Annotated in this window: 17 protein-coding genes; 7 read left to right on the forward strand and 10 right to left on the reverse strand. The window is 42.9% G+C overall.

Translation table 11 applies throughout. The features are described from left to right. The first annotated feature begins 5 nt into the window (after positions 1-5). The gene (wecC, locus tag FDF36_RS16075; RefSeq protein ID WP_005781671.1) at positions 6-1,208 is read left to right on the forward strand and encodes a UDP-N-acetyl-D-mannosamine dehydrogenase; all 1,203 of its coding nucleotides are present in this window, start codon (positions 6-8) and stop codon (positions 1,206-1,208) included. Between the two features lie 30 nt (positions 1,209-1,238). Further along, positions 1,239-2,369, forward strand: a complete 1,131-nt coding sequence (gene wecB / locus FDF36_RS16080; RefSeq protein WP_165016565.1) for a non-hydrolyzing UDP-N-acetylglucosamine 2-epimerase — start codon at positions 1,239-1,241, stop codon at positions 2,367-2,369. Between the two features lie 27 nt (positions 2,370-2,396). Here the strand turns inward: wecB and FDF36_RS16085 are convergent, their stop codons facing one another. The 10 genes from FDF36_RS16085 to FDF36_RS16130 all read right to left on the reverse strand — a co-directional run bounded on the left by FDF36_RS16085 (position 2,397) and on the right by FDF36_RS16130 (position 13,804). Continuing rightward, complete coding sequence (locus FDF36_RS16085; protein ID WP_220392027.1) at positions 2,397-3,044, reverse strand: hypothetical protein; 648 nt, start codon at positions 3,042-3,044, stop codon at positions 2,397-2,399. Between the two features lie 68 nt (positions 3,045-3,112). Beyond that, positions 3,113-4,312, reverse strand: coding sequence for a glycosyltransferase family 4 protein (locus FDF36_RS16090; RefSeq protein WP_220392028.1), 1,200 nt, complete (start codon positions 4,310-4,312; stop codon positions 3,113-3,115). Beyond that, positions 4,309-5,322: a glycosyltransferase family protein gene (locus FDF36_RS16095; RefSeq protein ID WP_220392029.1), complete on the reverse strand. Its 1,014-nt coding sequence runs from the start codon at positions 5,320-5,322 to the stop codon at positions 4,309-4,311. Before FDF36_RS16095 ends, FDF36_RS16090 begins: the two co-directional genes overlap by 4 nt. A gap of 12 nt (positions 5,323-5,334) precedes the next feature. After that, positions 5,335-6,519 carry a glycosyltransferase gene (locus tag FDF36_RS16100; RefSeq protein ID WP_220392030.1) on the reverse strand — a complete coding sequence of 395 codons (1,185 nt, stop codon included), beginning with the start codon at positions 6,517-6,519 and terminating at the stop codon, positions 5,335-5,337. A gap of 3 nt (positions 6,520-6,522) precedes the next feature. Then, complete coding sequence (locus FDF36_RS16105; protein ID WP_220392031.1) at positions 6,523-7,968, reverse strand: lipopolysaccharide biosynthesis protein; 1,446 nt, start codon at positions 7,966-7,968, stop codon at positions 6,523-6,525. Positions 7,969-8,085: 117 nt separating this feature from the next. Continuing rightward, positions 8,086-10,125, reverse strand: coding sequence for a methionine--tRNA ligase (gene metG / locus FDF36_RS16110; RefSeq protein ID WP_022012088.1), 2,040 nt, complete (start codon positions 10,123-10,125; stop codon positions 8,086-8,088). Positions 10,126-10,288: 163 nt separating this feature from the next. Continuing rightward, the gene (locus FDF36_RS16115; protein ID WP_220392032.1) at positions 10,289-11,371 is read right to left on the reverse strand and encodes a BF3164 family lipoprotein; all 1,083 of its coding nucleotides are present in this window, start codon (positions 11,369-11,371) and stop codon (positions 10,289-10,291) included. Positions 11,372-11,383: 12 nt separating this feature from the next. Further along, entirely contained in the window at positions 11,384-11,698 is a 315-nt protein-coding gene (locus tag FDF36_RS16120) for an NVEALA domain-containing protein (protein WP_005803867.1), read from the reverse strand. A 683-nt stretch (positions 11,699-12,381) separates the two neighbouring features. Continuing rightward, positions 12,382-13,464, reverse strand: coding sequence for a TolB-like 6-bladed beta-propeller domain-containing protein (locus FDF36_RS16125; RefSeq protein ID WP_220392033.1), 1,083 nt, complete (start codon positions 13,462-13,464; stop codon positions 12,382-12,384). A 10-nt stretch (positions 13,465-13,474) separates the two neighbouring features. Continuing rightward, the gene (locus tag FDF36_RS16130) at positions 13,475-13,804 is read right to left on the reverse strand and encodes an NVEALA domain-containing protein (RefSeq protein WP_259281463.1); all 330 of its coding nucleotides are present in this window, start codon (positions 13,802-13,804) and stop codon (positions 13,475-13,477) included. Positions 13,805-13,907: 103 nt separating this feature from the next. On the opposite strand from FDF36_RS16130, the gene FDF36_RS16135 reads away from it, so the two are divergent. The 5 genes from FDF36_RS16135 to FDF36_RS16155 all read left to right on the forward strand — a co-directional run bounded on the left by FDF36_RS16135 (position 13,908) and on the right by FDF36_RS16155 (position 21,505). Next, positions 13,908-14,843, forward strand: coding sequence for a DUF1573 domain-containing protein (locus FDF36_RS16135; protein ID WP_220392035.1), 936 nt, complete (start codon positions 13,908-13,910; stop codon positions 14,841-14,843). 562 nt (positions 14,844-15,405) lie between these two features. After that, complete coding sequence (locus FDF36_RS16140; protein WP_220392036.1) at positions 15,406-16,800, forward strand: hypothetical protein; 1,395 nt, start codon at positions 15,406-15,408, stop codon at positions 16,798-16,800. A gap of 321 nt (positions 16,801-17,121) precedes the next feature. Beyond that, positions 17,122-18,012: a formylglycine-generating enzyme family protein gene (locus FDF36_RS16145; protein ID WP_220392037.1), complete on the forward strand. Its 891-nt coding sequence runs from the start codon at positions 17,122-17,124 to the stop codon at positions 18,010-18,012. Positions 18,013-18,028: 16 nt separating this feature from the next. After that, positions 18,029-19,192, forward strand: coding sequence for a 6-bladed beta-propeller (locus FDF36_RS16150; RefSeq protein ID WP_220392038.1), 1,164 nt, complete (start codon positions 18,029-18,031; stop codon positions 19,190-19,192). Positions 19,193-19,444: 252 nt separating this feature from the next. Next, the gene (locus FDF36_RS16155; protein WP_220392039.1) at positions 19,445-21,505 is read left to right on the forward strand and encodes an acetate--CoA ligase family protein; all 2,061 of its coding nucleotides are present in this window, start codon (positions 19,445-19,447) and stop codon (positions 21,503-21,505) included. Positions 21,506-21,510 lie beyond the last annotated feature (5 nt).

Genomic DNA, 21,510 nt, shown 5'->3' on the forward strand with positions numbered 1-21,510 from the left:
TACGTATGAAAAAGGTTGTTTTTTTAGGATTAGGCTATATTGGACTTCCTACGGCTGCCGTGGCTGCCGGTCATGGTTATGAGGTTGTAGGTGTGGACGTTAATCCTTCGGTTGTAGAAACCATCAATCAGGGTAAGATACATATTGTGGAGCCGGAACTGGACCAAATTGTCAAAAAGGTAGTGCGGACAGGAAACCTTCGTGCGGTTTCAAAGCCCGAGCAGGCAGACGCCTTCTTTGTGGTAGTGCCTACTCCTTTCAAGCAAAACCATCGTGCAGACATCACCTATGTGGAATCGGCTACCCGTTCCGTAATTCCTTATCTGCGGGAAGGCAATTTGTTCGTGATAGAATCCACCTCACCGGTATTTACTACCGAACGCATGGCCGAAGTCATTTATAAGGAGCGTCCCGAACTCAAAGATAAGATATACATAGCTTATTGTCCCGAACGTGTGTTGCCCGGCAATACACTTTATGAACTGGTTCATAACGACCGGGTTATCGGTGGTATCAATCCCGAATCGACAGCAAAGGCCATTGAGTTTTATTCTGCCTTTGTACAGGGTAAACTGCATCCTACCAATGCCCGGACAGCAGAAATGTGTAAACTCACCGAGAATTCCTCGCGCGACTCACAGATTGCTTTTGCCAACGAATTGTCTATGATTTGCGACAAGGCAGGTATCAACGTATGGGAACTGATTGATTTAGCGAATAAGCATCCGCGTGTAAATATCCTCCAACCCGGTTGCGGAGTTGGCGGGCATTGTATAGCGGTTGACCCCTGGTTTATTGTTTCGGACTATCCCGAACAGGCACAGATCATCAAACGCGCCCGTGAAACGAATGATTATAAGGCCGATTGGTGTGCCAACAAAGTAATGGAAGCCTGCCAGCAGTTTGTGGAGAAGAATGACCGGGAACCGGTAGTAGCCTGCATGGGGCTTGCCTTCAAACCCAATATCGATGATTTGCGTGAGTCCCCTGCCAAATATATCGCTTCCCGTATCGTATCCGAGTCGCGTGCTGAAGTATTGATTGTTGAACCTAATGTCGCTTCACACGCCAGCTTTCATCTGACAGATTATCGGGAGGCTTACAAAAAAGCCGATATTGTTGTATGGCTCGTGCGCCACACTCCGTTTGTAGAATTACCCCGCGAAGAGGGAAAACTGGAACTGGATTTTTGCGGAGTCAGAAAATAGAAATTGTCTAATCTCAATCGTAATCGTTCAATGAAAAAGATATTACTTGTTTTCGGTACCCGTCCCGAAGCCATTAAAATGGCTCCGTTGGTAAAGGCTTTGCAAAAAGATACGGAACACTTTGATACGAAAGTGTGTGTGACGGCGCAACATCGCCAAATGTTAGACCAGGTGCTCGAGGTATTCGACATCATTCCTGATTACGATTTGAACATCATGGCACCCAATCAGGATTTATATGATATTACGACTAAAGTGTTGTTGGGGTTGCGTGATGTACTGAAAGACTTCTGTCCCGACACGGTATTGGTGCATGGAGATACCACAACATCTATGGCTGCTTCGCTGGCTGCGTTCTATCAACAGATTGCCGTGGGACATGTTGAAGCCGGTTTGCGTACCTACGATATGCTCTCTCCCTGGCCGGAGGAGATGAACCGTCAGGTGACGGATCGTATTTGCACTTACTATTTCGCTCCTACCGGGAAGTCGAAACAGAATTTGTTGCAGGAAAATATTGATGAAAAAAAAATCTTTGTTACGGGCAATACGGTGATCGATGCTTTGCTGATGGCGGTCGATATCATTTCGGAGAAACCGGGAGTCAAAGAAAGACTGCATGAAGAACTTCGCGACAAAGGTTACGAAGTAGGTAGACGCGAATATATTCTGGTTACCGGGCACCGCCGCGAGAACTTCGGAGAGGGATTCTTGCATATCTGTAAAGCAATTAAAGAACTGGCTGCACTGCATCCCGATATGGATATTGTATATCCGGTACACCTGAATCCGAATGTTCAAAAACCTGTATACGAGCTTCTGTCCGGGTTGGATAATGTGTATCTTATTTCACCGCTCGATTATCTGCCGTTTATTTTCGCAATGCAACATTCCACTTTGTTGCTGACTGACAGTGGCGGGGTACAGGAAGAAGCTCCTTCGCTCGGCAAGCCGGTGTTGGTAATGCGGAATACTACCGAACGGCCGGAAGCAGTAGAAGCCGGGACGGTGAAACTGGTGGGAACGAATGCTGAGGCCATTGTCGGTAATGTGACCGAATTGCTTCACAATAAAGAATTATACAGGCGTATGTCCGAAACACATAACCCTTATGGTGACGGGCATGCGTGCGAACGTATCATAGCGGCACTGATCCGTTAGATTCTTTTGCCGGAGTGAGATGGGGAGCTATTCCCCTTTCAGTTCGGTACTGTTATCCTTATAAGCGGCAAACCCTTTGATTCTGACCCGTTCTTTCTTTTCCATATCGGGCATTCCGTTGCCCAATTGTTTCAGGTTTTCCTTAATGGTATTGTGAGTTGTGAAGAAACTGTCCAGCAAATCGGTGAAACTTTTCTCCGGTTCCTCTTCTTCCGGTGCAAAAAGCATGTGGCATTTGCTGTGGATATCCAGTGTTTTCTCATCTTCGTCCAGTGCATAGACAGTGGTCACTAATGAATTCATATTGACCGCATTGATAATCTCTTTGAGATAAGGCAACGCTTGATTATCGATGCTGATAGAGGCCCACCAGGGATTCCATACAATGATCAGCCGGAGTCCGTCCTCGGCTGCAACAAGAAAGTCGTCTCCCTGATACTTGAAGCTGATGTGGTTTTCTTCGTTCACTTCCGGCTGGCAACCAAGCTGTTGAAGGATACTCATAACCAGTGCGGAGGTGGTCATTTCCTCTGTTTCCTCTTCTGTTTCGGAAGAGGCTGTGTCCCCCGAGGGTTTTGCAAGCTTGTTCCTCTCGTGCAGGATACGCGATATAAGGAATACAATCGGCCATAGAGCCAATGCGATGACTGCGATAAGGATGGTAAGATCGGTCATAGTAGTAGAGCTATTAAATGATTATTGTTTGCCTAAAGATAATCATTCTTTTTTATCGTACTCCATTTTTACTGCATAAAAGTTCGGAAAGCTTGCAAATAACGTTCGCTTACCGTTTCAATGTTGATTTTCTCGCGGATGATTCGTTCCGATTCACGTCCCATCTCGGCACAACGTCCGGGAGAGGCGAACAGTTCGTTAAGTTTGTCGCTCAGACTGTCGGCATCACCTTCCCTGAAGAAGAGTCCGTTCACTCCGTCCGTTACCAGGTCACGTTCAGTGCTGTCGCATACCGAGCAGACTACAGGTAATCCGTAAGTCATCGCGTCATTGATGGACAGGCCTCCCATGCCTGCCAGTACATAGATTGTTGATTCGTTCATATAAGCTCCCAATTCTTTGGGGTTATATACTGCACCGATGAAACGAATCCGATCCGTCAGGTTCTGTTCGGCTGCTTGCTTCTTCAAGTTATCCAGTTCCGGTCCGTCACCTACTATGACCAGTTCTGCGTCCGGATGATTAGCGATAACCTTGGGAAATGCGTCGATCAGCAGATCTACTCTTTTCCATTTCACCAACCGGCCGATGTGCAAGGCACGTTTGGCGGAGTGGGGAAGAAGCGGAGCCGAGGCGAGAACAGCTTCTTTTTCCTTCAGCAACGATTCTGTGTCTGTAGAGTTGTAAGTAACATGTATCTGTTCCCGCTTCACACCATACGAAGGGAGGATATCGTATGCGGCCGTTGAGTAATTCAGTGTTCCAGTGGCACGTGCGTAGCAATATTTGCGTATTTTGGCCGTGAGCCATTGTTTAAGGTAAAAGCCGGTTCCGGCACTCACCAGCCTCATATTTTCGTCGTACATCGGGTTTTTCCGGAAATACTCTTTAATTTTTCCATAGGGAGGGGTTTGGAAAGGAATCTCGCGAATCACCAACCGTGTCCGGCACTCCTTCATAGCTTTTCTCAATCCAGGTTGGAAGAATACTTGCAGGAAGTAAGGCCATCCCATTACTAAAATGTCCGGTCGTTCTTCACGCACTATTTCCGGTAAGGCAGGGTAAGCGCTTTTTCCGTAAAATGCTTTCTTTTCGGTACTGGTGAGATGCTTGTATGTACCTCCTTCTACCATTTTTACCCCTTTGCCGATGGTGGCATTTCCTTTTTGTGGGGTAACGACTGTGACTTCCACTCCCTTTTCGTGGAGCTTGTTGAGCATGGCGTTCAGGTAATGGGGCATTCCGCCGAATGTATAGAGTATCTTCATAACTGTATTATTTTCAGAAGTAAATTTTGGAATTCTTTGCTGAATTCGTTCCAACTGTGTGTGTCGAGGAAGCGATTGTAATCGGCTATGTTTACCGCCTTGTTTGCTTTGTTGACAAGGTTCGGTATGTCTTCAAACGTATGAAAAGTATATACGTTCAGTAAAGGATCGGCTGCATAGTCCTTGAAAGAGCCTACATCCGGCCCGATTACTTGAGCTCCGAATGAAAGAGAATCCATCAGTATTCCCGAACTCAGGATTGATTCGGCAGCATAGGGTATCAGTACGAAGCGTGATTTGCGTATCTCTTGTTTTAATTCGTCAAAAGGGATACTCCGGTCCTCAATACTGATCCTGTCGTTACCTTCTGTCCGCAACTCTTCCAGCAGTTCCGTAGAGCTGCATTTGCCGATAATTTTAGTCTTGAGCTTTAGTGAATGTCGCGTGGCAAAGCGCACGAATTCCGGCACTCCTTTGTATCGGGAGATATTACCCCAGATCAACAGGTCGGTTTCTGCCGGTTGAGGCATATATTCTTCTATCCGGTTCTTTGTGGGGTGATGTAAGAATATCGTTCTGGGAACGGCTTTCGGGTATTGATCCTGAACAACTTTTATACCTTCTGTGGCGTGGGTCACTATCAAATCCGCTTTGCGGAGAAGGAGGTGTATCAATAGCTTTTTCGACCATCGGTGCTTCATTATGTGAGGCTGCTTGTTGTGCAGGAACCATATCACTTTTTTGTTGTGCAGTTTGATTTTGAAAAGGAGCCAGATCGCAGCGAGGGTTTGTAATACTCCATATTTATAATCCGGCACATTCTCCAGCCAGTGAAAAATATAAGCGTCACTGTCCGTTTTCTGCGGGATAAGGCTGAACAGTGGATTCTTATGCGGAGGATTGGCTATTATCATTCCGTTTTGTTCCAATGTTTGGATAAAGTCGCTGATATACGGGTTAACCCGTATATCGCCCTTACTGGTAGAATGAGGATAGATCGTTACTTTCATGGTGTTCTTCTGTTAAATTAATCCGTGTCTGCGGAAAGTGTCCATCCATAGCGGGCCTACATGCTCGATGTCGTACCTGCTTTTACGGGTTTGTGCTTTATGGGCTATCCGGCAGCGAAGTGTGTCATCTCCGGCTAAACGAAGAATAGTTGCCGCATATTGCTCATAATTGTTGTCGGGGATAATAAATCCGTCTACTCCGTCATCTATCATATCGTAGATTGCATTGAAAGAGTCGAATCCGATGGGAATTACCCCTAATGACATCGCTTCCGTAAATACGGTGGGCAATCCTTCTATGACAGAAGTCAGACAGATGATCCGTGCACGGTCGATATAGGGAATAGACATTTGATGACCTGTCAGTCGGACACGTTTCAATTCTTTTTCCCTGATGATCTGCCGGCATGTGTCGAATCGCGGTCCGTCTCCTACGAGCGTAAGTTTCCAGTCCGGCAGTTTATCCTGAATCATTTCCCATATTTTCAATAATCTGGGTAATGCCTTTTCGGTTGCCATTCTGCCCACAAAGATAATTTCTTTATCCTTCTGTTCTATTGGGATGACGCTATGTACAGGTTGTATGGCATTGGGAATGGCAGATAGCCTCCGGGCATCTTTTTTACCGATAAGTTTTCTGAACTCGGGGATATAGGCAGGCGAAAGCAGCACTACTTCATCAAGCGTGTCGTAGGCTGAACGGTTCTGGTGGCTGACCACTCTTTTTAACAAGTTGATATAAAGCTGTGGAAACATCCATTGAAAGAATTGTTTTGCCCCGCGTACATCCTTAAAACGGAGTGTAGACAATTCGTATTGTTTCAACTGCGTCGTGTGGCTGGGGCAGGTGTGAATCATCGTGAATATTTTTATACCGGGATTTCTTTTCCTGATTTCAAGGTAATATCTGCGTGTGTTTCCGGTGATGACATGTGAGTAGTCAAGAATTACATTTATTTTCTTATCGACAATAAATTCACAGATTGCCTCGATGTTCCGGGGAGTGTAGAACTGAGGATAATGATCGGGCAGCAAGAGCCCGTTCTCAAATTTACTGTCAGCCAGTTCCAGGTACGAAAAGTAAAGTTTGCTATCTACCCCGTGTGCAGTCAGCCATTCGGTCAGTTGCGCATAGAACCAATAAAAACTATTGGCACGGTGAGGAAATGCTTTGGTTTGTTGAATCAGGATATTCATAGCTTATTTCTGGAGTTTTTTCCGGATAAACTGTACACTTTCAAAGAAAATCACCGATTTGCCGATCCACATGATGAATACATAAAGGCTCACGGCTATTGTTATCTTGAGTATCAGCAACACATAAAGGTTGTGGAAGCCGAGTGTTAAGAAATGGCTGGCGCCTATGACTGCTATGGAAATCAGTAGGTACGGGGTGATATCTTTCAGGGCCTCCCACAGGGTAATGTGTATCTGCTTGTTTACGAAGTAATGCCATATCAACAGCCAGCCGATGTTGATAACCGTATAAATCGCGACCATGACGAGTATGCCTTGTGAGATCGTACAAAGAAGTATTGTGAGTTGAACCAGGCTCTGTGCAATGGTATTCCACATAAACAGATTCGATTTTCCTTTACTGATCAGCAGATTGGAGTACATATAAGTAATGGGGACAAATGCTCCCCAGATGCAAAGAATCTGCATGATGGGTACACATGCCTGCCATTTGGCGGTGACGGCAATTACGATGAACTCGTTGGCTATCAATGCCAGTCCGAACATGGAGGGAAACGATACGAAGGCTGTAAAACGCAGCATCTTCCGAAATATATTTTTCTGTCGCATGGCGTCGGAAGCGGTTTCGACCAGGACAGGCTGAGACACCCCGTTGATCATGTTGCTGATCAGTGAGAATCCCATATTGGTCCATTTGTTGGCTTGCGTATAATATCCTACATCCTGACTGGTATAAAAACGTCCCAGAAGAACAGAGAATATATTATCATTGATGTAATGGAATACATTGGTGATAAGTAGCTTACTACTGAACGGAAGCATCTCTCTGATGGGTTTGAAATTAAATGAAAAAGTGGGACGCCATTGAGAGAAGTGCCACAGCAACGCATTGGCGATGGAAATATAAGTGATCTGCTGTACGGCCAGGCCCCAGAAAGCCATTCCGTTGTATGCCATTACGATTCCTATGGTCCCCGAACAAAGTAGTGCGATAATCGTAGCTTTCGCTTTCTCTTTTACCATTAGTTTTTTAAACAACACCGCATTGTGGGCGGTCCCGCAACTGGAGATCAGAAATCCTAAGAAGAGGAAACGGGATAAGGGAACGAGCTGCGGAGTCTTATAAAAATCCGCTATAAGAGGGGCACAGAAAAAGAGCAGCAGATAAAGCGATGCCCCCATCAGAAAACTGAACCAGAACACCGCATTGTAATCTTCATGACGGAACACTTGCTTATTGGCGAGAGCGGCAGTAAAACCACTTTCCTGTATGGAATTGGCTATAGCGGTAAATATGGCCAGCATGCCTATCATGCCGTAGTCCGTTGCATCCAGCATACGAAGGAGGATGATTCCGAACAGAAGGTTCAGTAATTGCTGGATGCCATTGCTGAATCCTCCCCAGAATAATCCTTTGGCTGTTTTCTCTTTTAGCGATTGCTCTGTCATATTAAAGCAGATTCCTCCTTTTCGTTCTTAAAACGTTAGTACGGTTGAATAAAAAAACAGAGGGTGCACCCGGAGCCCCATTCAATAGAGCCCTGAGTACACCCTTTATTTTATTACTTATTTCACTTCACTTCCGGGTTTCACTTCCCGTCCGGGCATTACGACAGCCAGGCTGCCGTCATTGTTTTCGGCACTCAGGATCATACCTTCGCTGACGATGCCTTTCAGTTTACGTGGAGCCAGATTGGCGATGAAGCAGACCTGCTTGCCTACCAGCTCTTCCGGTTTGTAGTGTTGTGCGATACCGCTGACGATGGTACGTGTCTCCAGTCCGTCGTCTATCTTGAACTGTAACAGTTTGTCGGCCTTAGGCACTTTCTGACATTCGAGAACGGTGCCTACACGGATATCGAGTTTCATGAAGTCGTCAAACTCGATATTGGCGCGGATCGGTTTGGCTTTGTAGTTTGCTTCTTCGTTTGCCTTCTTCGTATCGAGCAGCTTCTGTACTTGTGCTTCAATAGTGGCATCTTCTATCTTTTCGAACAGCAGTTCCGGCTTGTTCAGTTGATGTCCGGCAGGAAGCAGGTCGTTCCGTCCCAATTCTGCCCAGTCGAAGCTATCCATATTCAGCATCCGGCGTAAGCGTTCCGAACTGAACGGAAGGAACGGTTCGAAAGCAATGGCCAGGTTGGCTACCAGTTGCAGAGAGATATTCAGGATAGTGCCTACACGTTCCATGTCAGTTTTTGCCAGCTTCCAGGGTTCTGTGTCAGCCAGGTATTTGTTTCCGATACGAGCCAGATTCATGGCTTCTTTCTGCGCGTCGCGGAATTTGAATACATCGAGTAGTTTTTCAACTTCAGCTTTAACGTCGGAGAACTCTTTCAGCGTCTCTTTATCATAATCAGTAAGTTCGCCCGCAGCAGGTACTTTACCTTCGAAGTATTTCTGTGTCAATACCATCGCACGGTTCACGAAGTTCCCGTAAACGGCTACCAATTCGTTATTATTGCGTGCCTGGAAGTCTTTCCAGGTGAAATCGTTATCCTTGGTTTCGGGTGCATTGGCTGTCAATACATAACGCAATACATCCTGTTTTCCGGGGAAGTCTTCCAGGTATTCGTGCAGCCACACTGCCCAGTTACGCGAGGTCGATATCTTGTCTCCTTCCAGGTTCAGGAATTCGTTGCTCGGTACGTTATCCGGTAGAATATAGCTGCCTTCAGCCTTCAGCATGGCAGGGAATACGATGCAGTGGAATACGATGTTATCTTTTCCGATAAAATGAACCAGGCGGGTTTCAGGATCTTTCCACCAGGTCTCCCATGAATCGGGAAGCAGCTCTTTCGTATTTGAGATGTAACCGATCGGGGCATCGAACCATACATAGAGGACTTTACCTTCGGCTCCCTCTACCGGCACAGGAATACCCCAGTCCAGATCACGGCTGACTGCACGTGGCTGCAAACCCATGTCGAGCCAGCTTTTGCATTGTCCGTATACATTCGGACGCCATTCTTTGTGATCTTCCAATATCCACTGGCGGAGCCATGTTTCATGTTTGTCAAGTGGCAGATACCAGTGTTTGGTTTCTTTCATGACCGGCTTGCTTCCGCTGATGGCACTTTTCGGGTTAATCAGATCGGTAGGTGAAAGTGAAGTTCCACACTTTTCACATTGGTCGCCATAAGCACCTTCCGAGTGGCAATGCGGACATTCTCCGGTGATATAACGGTCGGCCAGGAACTGGTGTGCCTCTTCGTCATAATATTGTTCTGAAGTTTTTTCGATGAACTCACCCTTTTCATACAAGGTCTTGAAAAAGTCGGAAGCCAGTTCGTGGTGTGTTTTGGACGATGTACGGCTGTATACGTCAAACGAGATACCGAATTCTTCGAATGATTTCTTAATCAGGAAGTGATAGCGGTCTACCACATCCTGCGGAGTGATACCTTCCTTTTTGGCACGGATGGTGATGGGTACCCCATGTTCGTCGGAACCTCCGATGAAAAGTACATCTTCTTTCTTCAGTCGCAGATAGCGGACATAGATGTCTGCCGGTACATATACACCGGCCAAATGGCCGATATGGACGGGACCGTTCGCATACGGCAGTGCCGATGTGACGGTAGTTCTTTTAAAATTCTTTTCCATTGATATATTGCGTGTATTTATTGTTATCTACTTGGGAACGTGCAAAGATAACGACTTTCTGATGAATTCTTTATAAATAAGGTGGATGATTTGAATAATACCCCCACACTCTTCGTTGAATTCAATGCAGAGTATGGGGCTGTTATATGAAGAGGAAAAGCTCTTAGGGAAGCTGATCCAGTAGTTCTTTGATGTTGTATCGTATTAATCTATCTTCTGTCGTTTTGGCATAGATGAATCCGAACTTTTTGTCGATGGAAAATATAGAGATAAGTTGATCTAATTCTATTTTATATAAATAATTCCCTTCCCAATCAAATATATCGATCCTCGATTTCAGGTTGTCTGGGTCGTTGTTATCTCTGGCAAGCAGCCATATATCTTGATTGTCGCATTGAATGTCTGTATAATGTTCCCAGGGTTCGTTTATTGTTTTTTTCCAGTTAGGTTCTGCGCCTTCCGTATATATTTGTTTGGTTTTTCCGGTTGGAATATCGACAATGGATAACATACCAAAAGCTCTGTAGATCGTTGCCAGTTTTTGGCAGTCGTTCCTTAAAACCGGATATTTATCAAAAAGTATATGGTCTATTGCAGGATCTTTCATGATTTCAGGGAAATTGGTCGTGTAAAAACTGTGTAATATGCTGTCCTGCCGGTAATCATATACTTCGAAGAAGTCATTGACCGTATCTTTCGGATGCATGATGAAGCTTCTGTTAATCAGAAAGACGGAATCTCCTAACAGGTAAGATGTACCTGCTTTGATAAAACTCTTTCTGCCCTTCGGAGCGTCGTACTTGAATTTCTCGTCATAGATGGTTTCATTCGCCGCCAACGATTTGTTGATATTCAGGCGGGCAGTGAATGTTTGGTAAGAATGCATGGTAATCTGTACCTGCCCGTCTTTTTTTCTCCATTGTGATATGCCACTGGGGCCGGCTATTTCGTTCGGTCCTCCTCCTATTTTTTGGCATGATCCTAAAAATCGCAATTGGGGCAGGCTGTATGCATGAATAATGTTTTCTTCTCCATTTTTACCCAGAATCAAGAAGGTATCTGCCACAAGAATATCCGCAATGCCCATTGGGTCAATAATGGCGGGCTCGTGGGTTAAAGTGAGTGTTGGAGGGGTGTTTTGTGGAATAAGTTTTGTAATTGGAGGCTCTGTCGCTACATTCGATCGACATGCTCCTAAACAGAGGGCTAAACTAATGCATCCGGTGGATAATTGTTTGATTTTCATTTCTTTTAAGTATTAGTGTAGGCATTGTAAGCATTTACCTTTAATATATCCGAAGATCGGCTTGTAATACACTATTTTGCCGCATTCTCTGATACCTCCGCTTTGGCTCTCTAAGCATTCATGATGTGGGACGTTATCCCACTCCCAAGTAAATTTGCGGTAACACTCCACTTCAAGCCATTCATTGCAAGGAATTTCTGCTTGAGCAAGAGCTTCGATATTCTGTAATTTGATGTCTGAATCAATTGGTTTACTTTGATTCCATCCATAATAGGATAGTCCAATAAAAGCTATCACAATGATAGTTCCTACGATTTTCTTTTTCATAATGTTTGTTGATTTTAAAAGGTTATTGTTTACAAATATAGTTTATATTTGTTACTTATTGAAGAAAGCAGTGTTAATATATCACAATCGTTCATTGGAAATTCACTGTATTGGCTATGCTCTTTCATACTCCGCCTTCCTCTCATACAAAAAACGCGTTTCGATCTTCCATCTTCCACCTGCTGTTTTAAGGAATGTTTCAGAAGTAACAATTTGGAAAACAAACAGATATATCCAATCTCTTATCCGTTTATCTCTCTAAAAGCATTTCATTTCCCTTACTATCTTTAGCACAAATGGTCGGATCTTTATTTCAGCCCGGCCATGCGGGCTGGGATAAAGAGCTGTATTATAAATAGCACACTGTTCTTTTCAAAACGTTAAAGAATCGGAAGTAAACTTGTTTTTGTCGGTAGTCGGAGTTCATCTTAGCTGCCGAGATGTGCATCTTGCGTGCTAAGATGTAGATCTTGCGTGCCAAGATTTGTATCTTCAACGCTAAGATGAAGAAAAACGTGTGGAGGAATCTACATCACATCCGGTAATCACACAATTATCGGAATGATAAAGGACACAGAGTAATATAGAGTAGATTTTATGTTGTTGATTATTAACGAAAAAGCTCTGTGCTACTCCGTGTTATTCTGTGGTGAAAAGTGGCTTATGGTGTGGATGGAATCAATTTATTGTGGTAATCGGCTTAAGAGTTCTTGGGTATTGTATCGGATCAATTCATCATCTGTCGTTACGGCATACATGTATCCGTGCTTGTTGTCGAGCGCAAACATCAGAATGGGTTGATCCAGATTTATTTTGTGTAAATAGTTTCCATCCCAATCATATACTTCGAGCTTGGAATAAAGATGTGATGGATCTGTATGATCCGTTGTCATCGCCCAAATATATTTTTCGTCGCATTGAAGCTTTGAATAGTGTTCTTTTGGAGTTCCTATCGCTTTTTCCCAATTGGGCTTTTCACCACCTGTGTACAAAATCTTCACTTTTCCCGTTGGGATGTCAACGATATTTATAATGTTAAATAGTCGATATGCTATGGCAAGTTTCCGACAATCGCTTCTGATGGCTTGTCTTGTACTCCAGAATGTGGAACCACCATTGATGTTTTTTACGATATCCGGAAAATCGGAGGCATAAAAACTCCGCACTATTTTATCTTGTCGGTAATCATAAACTTCGAACAGGTCATTGGCTTCTTCTTCTGCGGAGCGCATGCCTGGATTTTCGTTCAGTAACAAGATAGAGTCTCCCAATAAATAGGTGATAGATGAGCGCCGGAAACTTTCCTGTCCTACCGGTTTCTGGTAAGTATATTTTTCATCGTACACAGTTTGGCGCTCTGCCAGTGATTGGGTCAGGTTCAGTAGGGCTGTAAACTTTTGATAGGAACGCATGACTGTGCAGATCTCACCTTTCTTTTTAAAAGATTGTGTGAAAGGAGCAGGATATACAATTTCGTTGGGGCCTCCTCCCATTTTCTGGCATGCACCTGCAAATCGGAGTGTAGAGAGGCTATATACATTGAGTATATCTTCTTTGTCCGGTTGAAGAATCATTAAAAAAGTATCTGCAACAGCTATATCTCCTATTCCTATTTCATTGATTGCCGTTAGTGAATCGTGGGTTAGAGATAATTCCGGGACAGAATTGGTGATGACGATTTCTGTCACGTCCTTTTTTGAGGATGACTGACTGCAAGATAAAAAGATGAAGCATATAATGCCCCAATATATAATGCTTGTTTTCATAAGAATCACTTTAATTGCGTTTGATGCATCTTAAACATTCTCCTTCAACGGCTACGATGTAAGGCTCGTAATTGGAGATATTTCCGCATTCTCTGACTCCTCCCATTGTGCTTTCTTCGCAGGTGTTATATGGTCTTGCAGATAGTTGATGTGAGAATGCGGACTCTGGATAGCAATGTTGTTTCGCCCACTCTACGCAATTGCCATCTTCACCGGCAGCTATTGCTTCCAGGTTTTGTAACTGCACATTGGTTAAAACCGGTTGCTTATGATTCCATGCGTACAATGCTGTGCATGCTATAATTATAGTTACTACAGCTTTGGATAAAGTTTGTTTCATACTATTTTTATTAAAGGTTATTATTTGCAAATATAGTTTATATTTGCTTCTTTTTTTAAAAAAACTGTGTTAATATGCGTGTTTATTAAAAATTTTATATGTTTTGGACTTGTGTCGCTGTTTTTTTGTATATTTAGCCTCAGACTTCGTGGTTTGTGTAAAATGTTTGTTGCTTATGAGGGCTATATTTATTTTTGTATATATCCTGCTTTTTGTATCTTGCCAGAATTCTGATAAATCTCGGATTGCTCGTATGATTGATGAGTGGGATGGAAAGGAAATTATTTATCCTGATGATCTGGTATTTACTACTATGGGAGAAGATACGGCAAAATGGTTTCTTAAAGATAGCCGGTATACGATAGTGACTTATGCTGATTCTATTGGTTGTATGGGGTGTAAACTTAAGTTGCCCGCTTGGAAAGACTTTATTTCTTACCTTGATTCTGTGTCGGATCATGCGGTAAAAGTTATATTTATTCTTCATCCTCGAGATGAAAAAGAGATGGCGCATCTTATAAAATATAATAATTTTTTGTATCCGGTGTGTCTTGATACAAATGACTCTTTTAATAAAATAAATAAAATCCCATCCAATTTGGCTTTTCAAACTTTTCTACTTGATAATAAAAATAAAGTGATTGCTATCGGAAACCCGATTCATAATCCTAATGTGAGGACCCTGTATTTAAACTTGATTTTATCTGCTGGTATATGCGAAAGTCGAAACTTGATTCAGACGAAAATAAGCCTGCCCGAAACGATTGATATGGGGGCATTTGATTGGAGTGAAGAAAAAGAAGCAACGTTGATTATAAGAAATATTGGTGCGGTCTCCTTAGCCGTTGAAAATATCGTTACTTCTTGTGGCTGTACTTCGGTAGAATATAGCCGGAAGCCTGTTTCTGTGAAAGATAGCTTGGTGATTAAAGTAAAGTATAAAGCTGAATCTCCGGGGTATTTTAATAAAGATATTGCTATTTATTGTAATGTTCCGTCATCTCCTGTCCATGTGAAATTATCGGGGAAAGCCCAATAACTCTAAAGGAAAATCCTGGCTATGTAATGTGTTTAGTATAAGAATAGTAGTTGGTATTATATGTTCTTTACCTCGTCCCGCGTACCCGGGCCCATCAGCCCGCGTACCTGGGCCGGTGAGCCCGCATATCCGGGCCCATGAGCCCGGGTATGCGGGACGAGATAGAGAACAGGCCATTTCCGCTAAAGATAGCAAAGAAGATGAAATGCTTTCAAAGACATAAATGGATAAGAAAACAATCCTATCTTGTTGCCTTTCAGACTTCTATTCCCGATATTCCTCTTAAAACGGAGGGTGGAAGATGGAAGATAGGGGTGGAAGATAAATGGCTCTAAAAACAGCATCTTCCATCAGATATATTTCTGTAAATCAGTTGTTTGTGTCTTCTAAGGTGGAAGATGGAAGATCGAAATGCGTTTTTTGTAGGAGAGCACAAAAACGATGATGCCAATTTTTCTGCCAGGATAAAAAAGGCTGTATTTTCTCCGGATAATTGCAAAAAACGATATATCTTTGGAAGAGATCATTTTATTAACCTTAAAAGACTAAAAGCTGACTCCTGATGAAGCATTTTACCGGCATATTATTTTTACTTTTTCTCTGTTTCTCTTGCACTGCAGTACATGATGCGCCATTGGAGCAGGCTCTCACATTGGCGGGAGACAATCGGAAGGAACTTCAACAAGTATTAGGGCATTACGAAGGCGATTCGTTGAAACATAAAGCTGCCTGTTTTTTGATAGAAAATATGATTGGTAAAGGGACCATCCGTTATTTACTTCAAGAAAGTGATAGCTGTTATATACGGCAAGAGCCTGAGCCGGACTTAACGTGTATTACTGCCGACTATTTGATAGAAAACATTGATTTAGCTTTTGAGGTCTGGCAAAAATATCCTTGGTGCAAACAATTGTCTTTTGGAGAGTTTTGCCGGAATATATTGCCTTATCGGTTAAAACAGGAGCCTTTGGACCGGTGGCGTTCTTACTACTATATGCGTTATAAGACGACGGCTGACTCGCTGGCACGGGTAGGAGCTACCATGCAGGAGGTCGTTTTCTTCTTTAACTCACAACATGGAAAGAAATATCTTCATGATGCTGCCAAAATACCGGGGGACTTCTCTATCGAGTTGATAGAGAAGCTGGGCGGAGGTACCTGTGATCATCTGGCATTGAATGCGGTTCAATTGATGCGCGCTGTCGGGATTCCTTTGAATCTGGATATTCTTCCATACCACGGTAAGGTAAACGGAGGACATGCTTACAACAGTTTTACCGATGAAGACGGAAAATTTTTCTACTTTTCTCCTTATGAGCGTGAACCGGAGCGGAATCGATGGATTGCTCCTTTGGTGCAGCGTGTTTGTTATGAACGCCAACCAGAGCCGGAAATAGAGCGCAACCGTTGGAATGCGCAATTGGTCAATCGCTTACTGAAGGGGGTGACTGCCCAGTATTATTTGTCCGACAGTGTCCGGTTACCTGTGCATACATCGGATACGGTGGCTTATATCGCTACTTTTAATCGTGGAACTTTCAAGGTAGTGTCGCAGGGAAGAGTGAAAGATAACAGTGTATTGCACCGCGTGTTGCCTTACGGATTACTTTATTTTCAGGTGGCGGATAAGGAGGGAAAGTTGTTTCCGATAGGTGATCCGTTTGTGATGACCCCGGATAGCATTCACTTCATTACTCCGACTCGGCAGCCTACTTTGTTGGATGGTATTCTTACTTATGATGTAAAGCGGGTTTTGAAGTTGGGTGACGAACCTTATACGCTGTTTTATTGGAAAGATGGCTGGCAACCGCTAAAAGAAGTAACCTCTAAAGACTCTCGTATACTTGATTTTGGAGAGGTGCCTGTCCGCTCACTGTTTCTGGTATACGGCGATACATATATGGGACATATGCAGCGTCCTTTCTTATTGGAGGATGGCAAGCCGGTGTACTATTGACAGATGAGACCGGATAATCAACGATAAAATAAGTGAGAATACCACGCCTTGTCATCTTTTCCTTTTGTCAGGTTGTGTTTTTTAGGAGGTGAAATTATGTTGTTGAACACTTCTGGGAAATAAAAAAACAACTTCATTCAAAAGCTTGAATTAATTATCTACATTTACGACCACATGAAATAAATAATACGTTGTATCTATAAAAACCACAGACAAAAGGTATTTGAAGAGATATACGTAAATACACAACGGCAAATCGGTAAATATCCTATCTTGTAGTATACAGAGGTGCCTTATTTAGAATTTTAAATGAATTAAAGAATGGGAGATTTTGTTTTTAGTATAAAACATCTGTGTACTTGTACCGGAATGTCAAAAGTTAGAACCCTGACAATTATGGGGGCACTGTTTCTCACCTTTTCTTGTACGCAAAACAAATCTGTACAAGAACCTATACAAAGTGTTACGTTTACCGTGAATGGAGAAGATTTTGAGATGATCCAAATACAAGGCGGTACATTTATGATGGGATGTACAGATGAACAAGGGTGTGATTGTGAGGACAATGAAAAGCCTGCGCATAAAGAAACTGTATCCACTTTTTACATGGGTAAATATGAGGTCACACAAAAATTGTGGAAAGCCGTGATGGGAAGTGATTCTAATCCGTCTGCAAATACCGGCTGTGATGATTGTCCGGTAGAAAATGTAAGCTGGAATGAAGCCCACGAGTTTTTAAGTAAGCTAAATGTTCTTACTGGTAAAACTTTCCGCCTTCCAACAGAAACAGAATGGGAGTATGCAGCACGTGGCGGGAAGCGAAGTGAAGGATATAAGTACAGTGGAAGTAATAATATAGATGAGGTGGCGTGGTATGTTAAGAATTATCAAGAGGGTGGAACTGGAGAAATGAAAACCACACATCCGGTAGGGCTCAAAAAGCCCAATGAGTTGGGATTGTATGACATGAGTGGAAATGTGTGGGAATGGTGCGAGGATACGTACACTAAAGAATATTATCACGATGGCAAATCAGTCAGTCCGGAATGGCCGTTAAAAGGAGCTACTCTTTTCTTTAGGCGTGTCTTGCGGGGAGGTAGTTGGGGAGGTACTTCCCTGGGATGTCGAGTGTCATATATTGATTATGATATAGGAAACTATAATGATGAATATGGAGGCTTCCGGTTCGCTTTAGATTCAAACCAAGAGTAAACTTAAAACATATATTATGAGAAGAGTAGAGATTATTATGTCGTTATTCCTGATGATCGGATTGTTGGGATGCGTGGAAAAAGAGGAAAAGACAAATGTAATCACAGTGGATGTTACTACAACTTATCCTAAGAAAGAATTGGTTCTTCAAGATCTTATGGACGTAGAATATATTCCGTTGGAAACGAACGATGAATTTATAACTCAGGGTAGTGTGATGGCTATAGGTGAAAAATATATATTAGTAAAAAACTGGAGCCATGATGGTAATATTTTTGTTTTTGACAGAAAAACCGGTAAAGGGATAAGAAAAATAAACCGGAAAGGACAGGGGGATGGAGAATATAGTTTTATCAACGGAATTATTTTAGATGAAGATAACAACGAAATGTTTGTCAACTGTGCTTCAACAAAGAAAATATATGTATATGATTTATCGGGAAACTTTAAACGGGACTTTAAGCATGTAGAAGGTGGTGAATATTTAGAAGTATTTAATTACGATAAGGACAATCTGATTTGTTATGATATGTCTTTGTATTATAAGGAGGGACAACCGAGAGAAGAAAACAGGTCCTATCACCTGATTATATCGAAGCAAGACGGAAGTGTTACCCAAAAAATTTATATACCTTTTGATGTCATAAAAACTCCGGTTGTACAGAAGGGTGGGGCGGTTGCAATGACTTCTATACGTTCTATAATTCCATATCGGAAAGAATGGTTACTTGTTGAAACTTCCTCCGATACGGTATATAACTATGTACCGGAAAAAAATCAATTAAATCCTTTTCTTATAAAATCTCCTACCAGGGATCTGGAGATACTTCTCACAATGGGAGTTGTTACAGACCGCTATTATTTTATGCATACTGTAAAGAAGGATTTTGATTTTACTACCGGAAGAGGATTTCTTATTACTGATTTAATGTACGACAAGCAGGAGAATGCAGTTTTTGAAGCCAATGTGCTCAATGGTGATTTTGTAGAAAAACAAAACGTAGATATGCTTTCAGATCCTATGAATGGCGATGAAATAGTAGCTATCCAACCATTGGCAGCCAACAAAATTGTTGATGCGTATAAAAATGACGGATTGAAAGGAAAGTTAAAAGAAATAGCTGCTGGACTGGATGAAGAGTCAAATCCGGTGATTATGCTGGTGAAAAATAGAGGATAATATAAAACATTCTGTTTCTCCTTTTTGTGTTTTATAAATAATGAAAGATAAAAAGGAGGGATAGTGTTTTATTTTTTAAGTTGGATTTGTATATTGGGCGATAGACTGTATCCTGATGCAGGGCACTAATTTCTTTGAGAATATGATTCTGTTTGGAGACGTTTTAGTTTTGTATATTTTAGGTGAGATTCGTTTGACGATAAATTCTAAAGCGATATATTTGTGAATGAATAATCGTATAATATACAATCTATGATTACAACCCAGTTACTTCATCCTCAAAGCATTGTTGTGGTAGGGGCGTCGAACAATACACATAAGCCGGGCGGTGCTATCTTGAAGAATCTGATAAGCGGTGGTTATCAGGGAGAACTTCGGGCTGTCAACCCCAAAGAAACAGAAGTGCAGGGAGTGCCTTCTTTTGCCGATGCAAAGGAATTACCCGATACAGATCTTGCTATTCTTGCTATTCCTGCGGCTCTTTGTCCGGAGGTGGTGGAAACACTGGCCGGAGAGAAGCAAACGCGGGCTTTCATAATTCTTTCGGCCGGATTTGGAGAAGAAACGCAGGAAGGCGCTTTATTGGAAGAGCGCATTCTTGAGACTGTTAATAAATACGGTGCTTCACTGATTGGTCCGAATTGTATCGGATTACTCAATACGTGGCATCACAGTGTGTTTACTCAGCCCATTCCGAACCTAAACCCCCAAGGAGTAGACCTGATCTCCAGTTCCGGGGCTACCGCTGTTTTTATTTTGGAGTCCGCAGTAGCCAAAGGTCTTCAGTTCAATTCTGTTTGGTCAGTAGGAAATGCCAAACAAATTGGAGTAGAGGATGTCCTGCAATACATGGATGAAACTTTCGATCCACAAAAAGACTCAAAAATTAAACTTATCTATATTGAAAGCATTAAGAATCCCGACCGACTGTTATTCCATGCTTCTTCGTTAATTCGGAAAGGATGTAAAATCGCAGCTATTAAAGCAGGCAGTTCGGAAAGCGGTAGTCGTGCGGCATCTTCACATACCGGAGCTATTGCCAGTTCCGATTCGGCAGTTGAGGCTTTGTTTCGTAAAGCCGGCATTGTGCGATGTTATTCACGCGGAGAGTTGACAACGGTTGGTTGTATTTTTACCTTGCCTGAATTGAAGGGACGGAATTTTGCTATTGTTACTCATGCCGGGGGCCCCGGTGTGATGTTGACTGATGCTCTGTCGAAAGGAGGCCTGAACGTTCCGAAATTGGAGGGGCTCCTTGCTGATGAGTTGAAGAGTAAGTTGTTTCCCGGTGCTTCCGTAGGCAATCCAATTGATATTCTGGCAACGGGAACTCCTGAACATTTGGGGATCGCCATTGATTATTGTGAGGAAAAGTTTGAGAATATAGATGCAATTCTTGCTATATTCGGTACGCCGGGACTGGTGACAATGTTTGAGACCTATGAGGTGCTGCACCAGAAAATGCTGACTTGTAAGAAACCTCTTTTTCCGGTTCTTCCTTCAGTACGAACTGCCGGTGAGGAAGTAGCCTTTTTTTTGGAGAAAGGACATGTAAACTTTGCCGATGAGGTGATGTTGGGAACGGCTTTGTCGCGTATCATCAATGCTCCTAAACCTGCTGTGCCGGAGATTGAATTGTTTGGAGTAGATGTACCTCGCATTCGCCGGATTATTGATTCTATTCCGCAGAACGGTTATATTGAACCTCATTATGTTCAGGCCTTGCTTCATTCTGCCGGTATTCCGGTAGTTGAGGAGTTTGTGTCCGGCAATAAAGATGAAGTTCTTGCTTTTGCCCGACGTTGTGGCTTTCCGGTGGTAGCTAAGGTTGTGGGACCTGTACACAAGTCGGATGTAGGAGGGGTGGTACTTAATATAAAAAGTGAGCAACATTTGGCACTTGAGTTCGACCGTATGATGCAGATATCTGAGGCGCGGGCCATCATGGTGCAACCTATGCTGAAAGGGACTGAGTTGTTTATCGGAGCTAAATACGAGGAGAAGTTCGGGCATGTAGTGCTTTGCGGTTTGGGTGGTATCTTTGTGGAAGTCTTGAAAGATGTCTCTTCCGGCTTGGCACCTTTGTCTTATGAGGAGGCCTATTCGATGATTCATTCGCTTCGGGCTTATAAGATTATCCAGGGAACTCGCGGACAGAAAGGGGTGAACGAAGATAAATTCGCGGAAATTATTGTACGTCTGTCCACGTTACTTCGCTTTGCTACAGAAATAAAAGAAATGGATATGAACCCTCTGCTGGCCACTGATAAGGAGGTTATTGCCGTAGACGCCCGTATCCGGATAGAAAAATAAATGCT

Origin of the sequence: Bacteroides fragilis (genome assembly GCF_019583405.1) — a bacterium.
GTDB lineage: Bacteria > Bacteroidota > Bacteroidia > Bacteroidales > Bacteroidaceae > Bacteroides > Bacteroides fragilis_B.

What these genes read in the sequence shown, in the direction of transcription:
- wecC (WP_005781671.1), top strand. Translation starts at nt 6, where the DNA reads ATGAAAAAGGTTGTTTTTTTAGGATTAGGCTATATTGGACTTCCTACG.
- wecB (WP_165016565.1), top strand. Translation starts at nt 1,239, where the DNA reads ATGAAAAAGATATTACTTGTTTTCGGTACCCGTCCCGAAGCCATTAAA.
- FDF36_RS16085 (WP_220392027.1), bottom strand. Translation starts at nt 3,044, where the DNA reads ATGACCGATCTTACCATCCTTATCGCAGTCATCGCATTGGCTCTATGG.
- FDF36_RS16090 (WP_220392028.1), bottom strand. Translation starts at nt 4,312, where the DNA reads ATGAAGATACTCTATACATTCGGCGGAATGCCCCATTACCTGAACGCC.
- FDF36_RS16095 (WP_220392029.1), bottom strand. Translation starts at nt 5,322, where the DNA reads ATGAAAGTAACGATCTATCCTCATTCTACCAGTAAGGGCGATATACGG.
- FDF36_RS16100 (WP_220392030.1), bottom strand. Translation starts at nt 6,519, where the DNA reads ATGAATATCCTGATTCAACAAACCAAAGCATTTCCTCACCGTGCCAAT.
- FDF36_RS16105 (WP_220392031.1), bottom strand. Translation starts at nt 7,968, where the DNA reads ATGACAGAGCAATCGCTAAAAGAGAAAACAGCCAAAGGATTATTCTGG.
- metG (WP_022012088.1), bottom strand. Translation starts at nt 10,125, where the DNA reads ATGGAAAAGAATTTTAAAAGAACTACCGTCACATCGGCACTGCCGTAT.
- FDF36_RS16115 (WP_220392032.1), bottom strand. Translation starts at nt 11,371, where the DNA reads ATGAAAATCAAACAATTATCCACCGGATGCATTAGTTTAGCCCTCTGT.
- FDF36_RS16120 (WP_005803867.1), bottom strand. Translation starts at nt 11,698, where the DNA reads ATGAAAAAGAAAATCGTAGGAACTATCATTGTGATAGCTTTTATTGGA.
- FDF36_RS16125 (WP_220392033.1), bottom strand. Translation starts at nt 13,464, where the DNA reads ATGAAAACAAGCATTATATATTGGGGCATTATATGCTTCATCTTTTTA.
- FDF36_RS16130 (WP_259281463.1), bottom strand. Translation starts at nt 13,804, where the DNA reads ATGAAACAAACTTTATCCAAAGCTGTAGTAACTATAATTATAGCATGC.
- FDF36_RS16140 (WP_220392036.1), top strand. Translation starts at nt 15,406, where the DNA reads ATGAAGCATTTTACCGGCATATTATTTTTACTTTTTCTCTGTTTCTCT.
- FDF36_RS16145 (WP_220392037.1), top strand. Translation starts at nt 17,122, where the DNA reads ATGGGAGATTTTGTTTTTAGTATAAAACATCTGTGTACTTGTACCGGA.
- FDF36_RS16150 (WP_220392038.1), top strand. Translation starts at nt 18,029, where the DNA reads ATGAGAAGAGTAGAGATTATTATGTCGTTATTCCTGATGATCGGATTG.
- FDF36_RS16155 (WP_220392039.1), top strand. Translation starts at nt 19,445, where the DNA reads ATGATTACAACCCAGTTACTTCATCCTCAAAGCATTGTTGTGGTAGGG.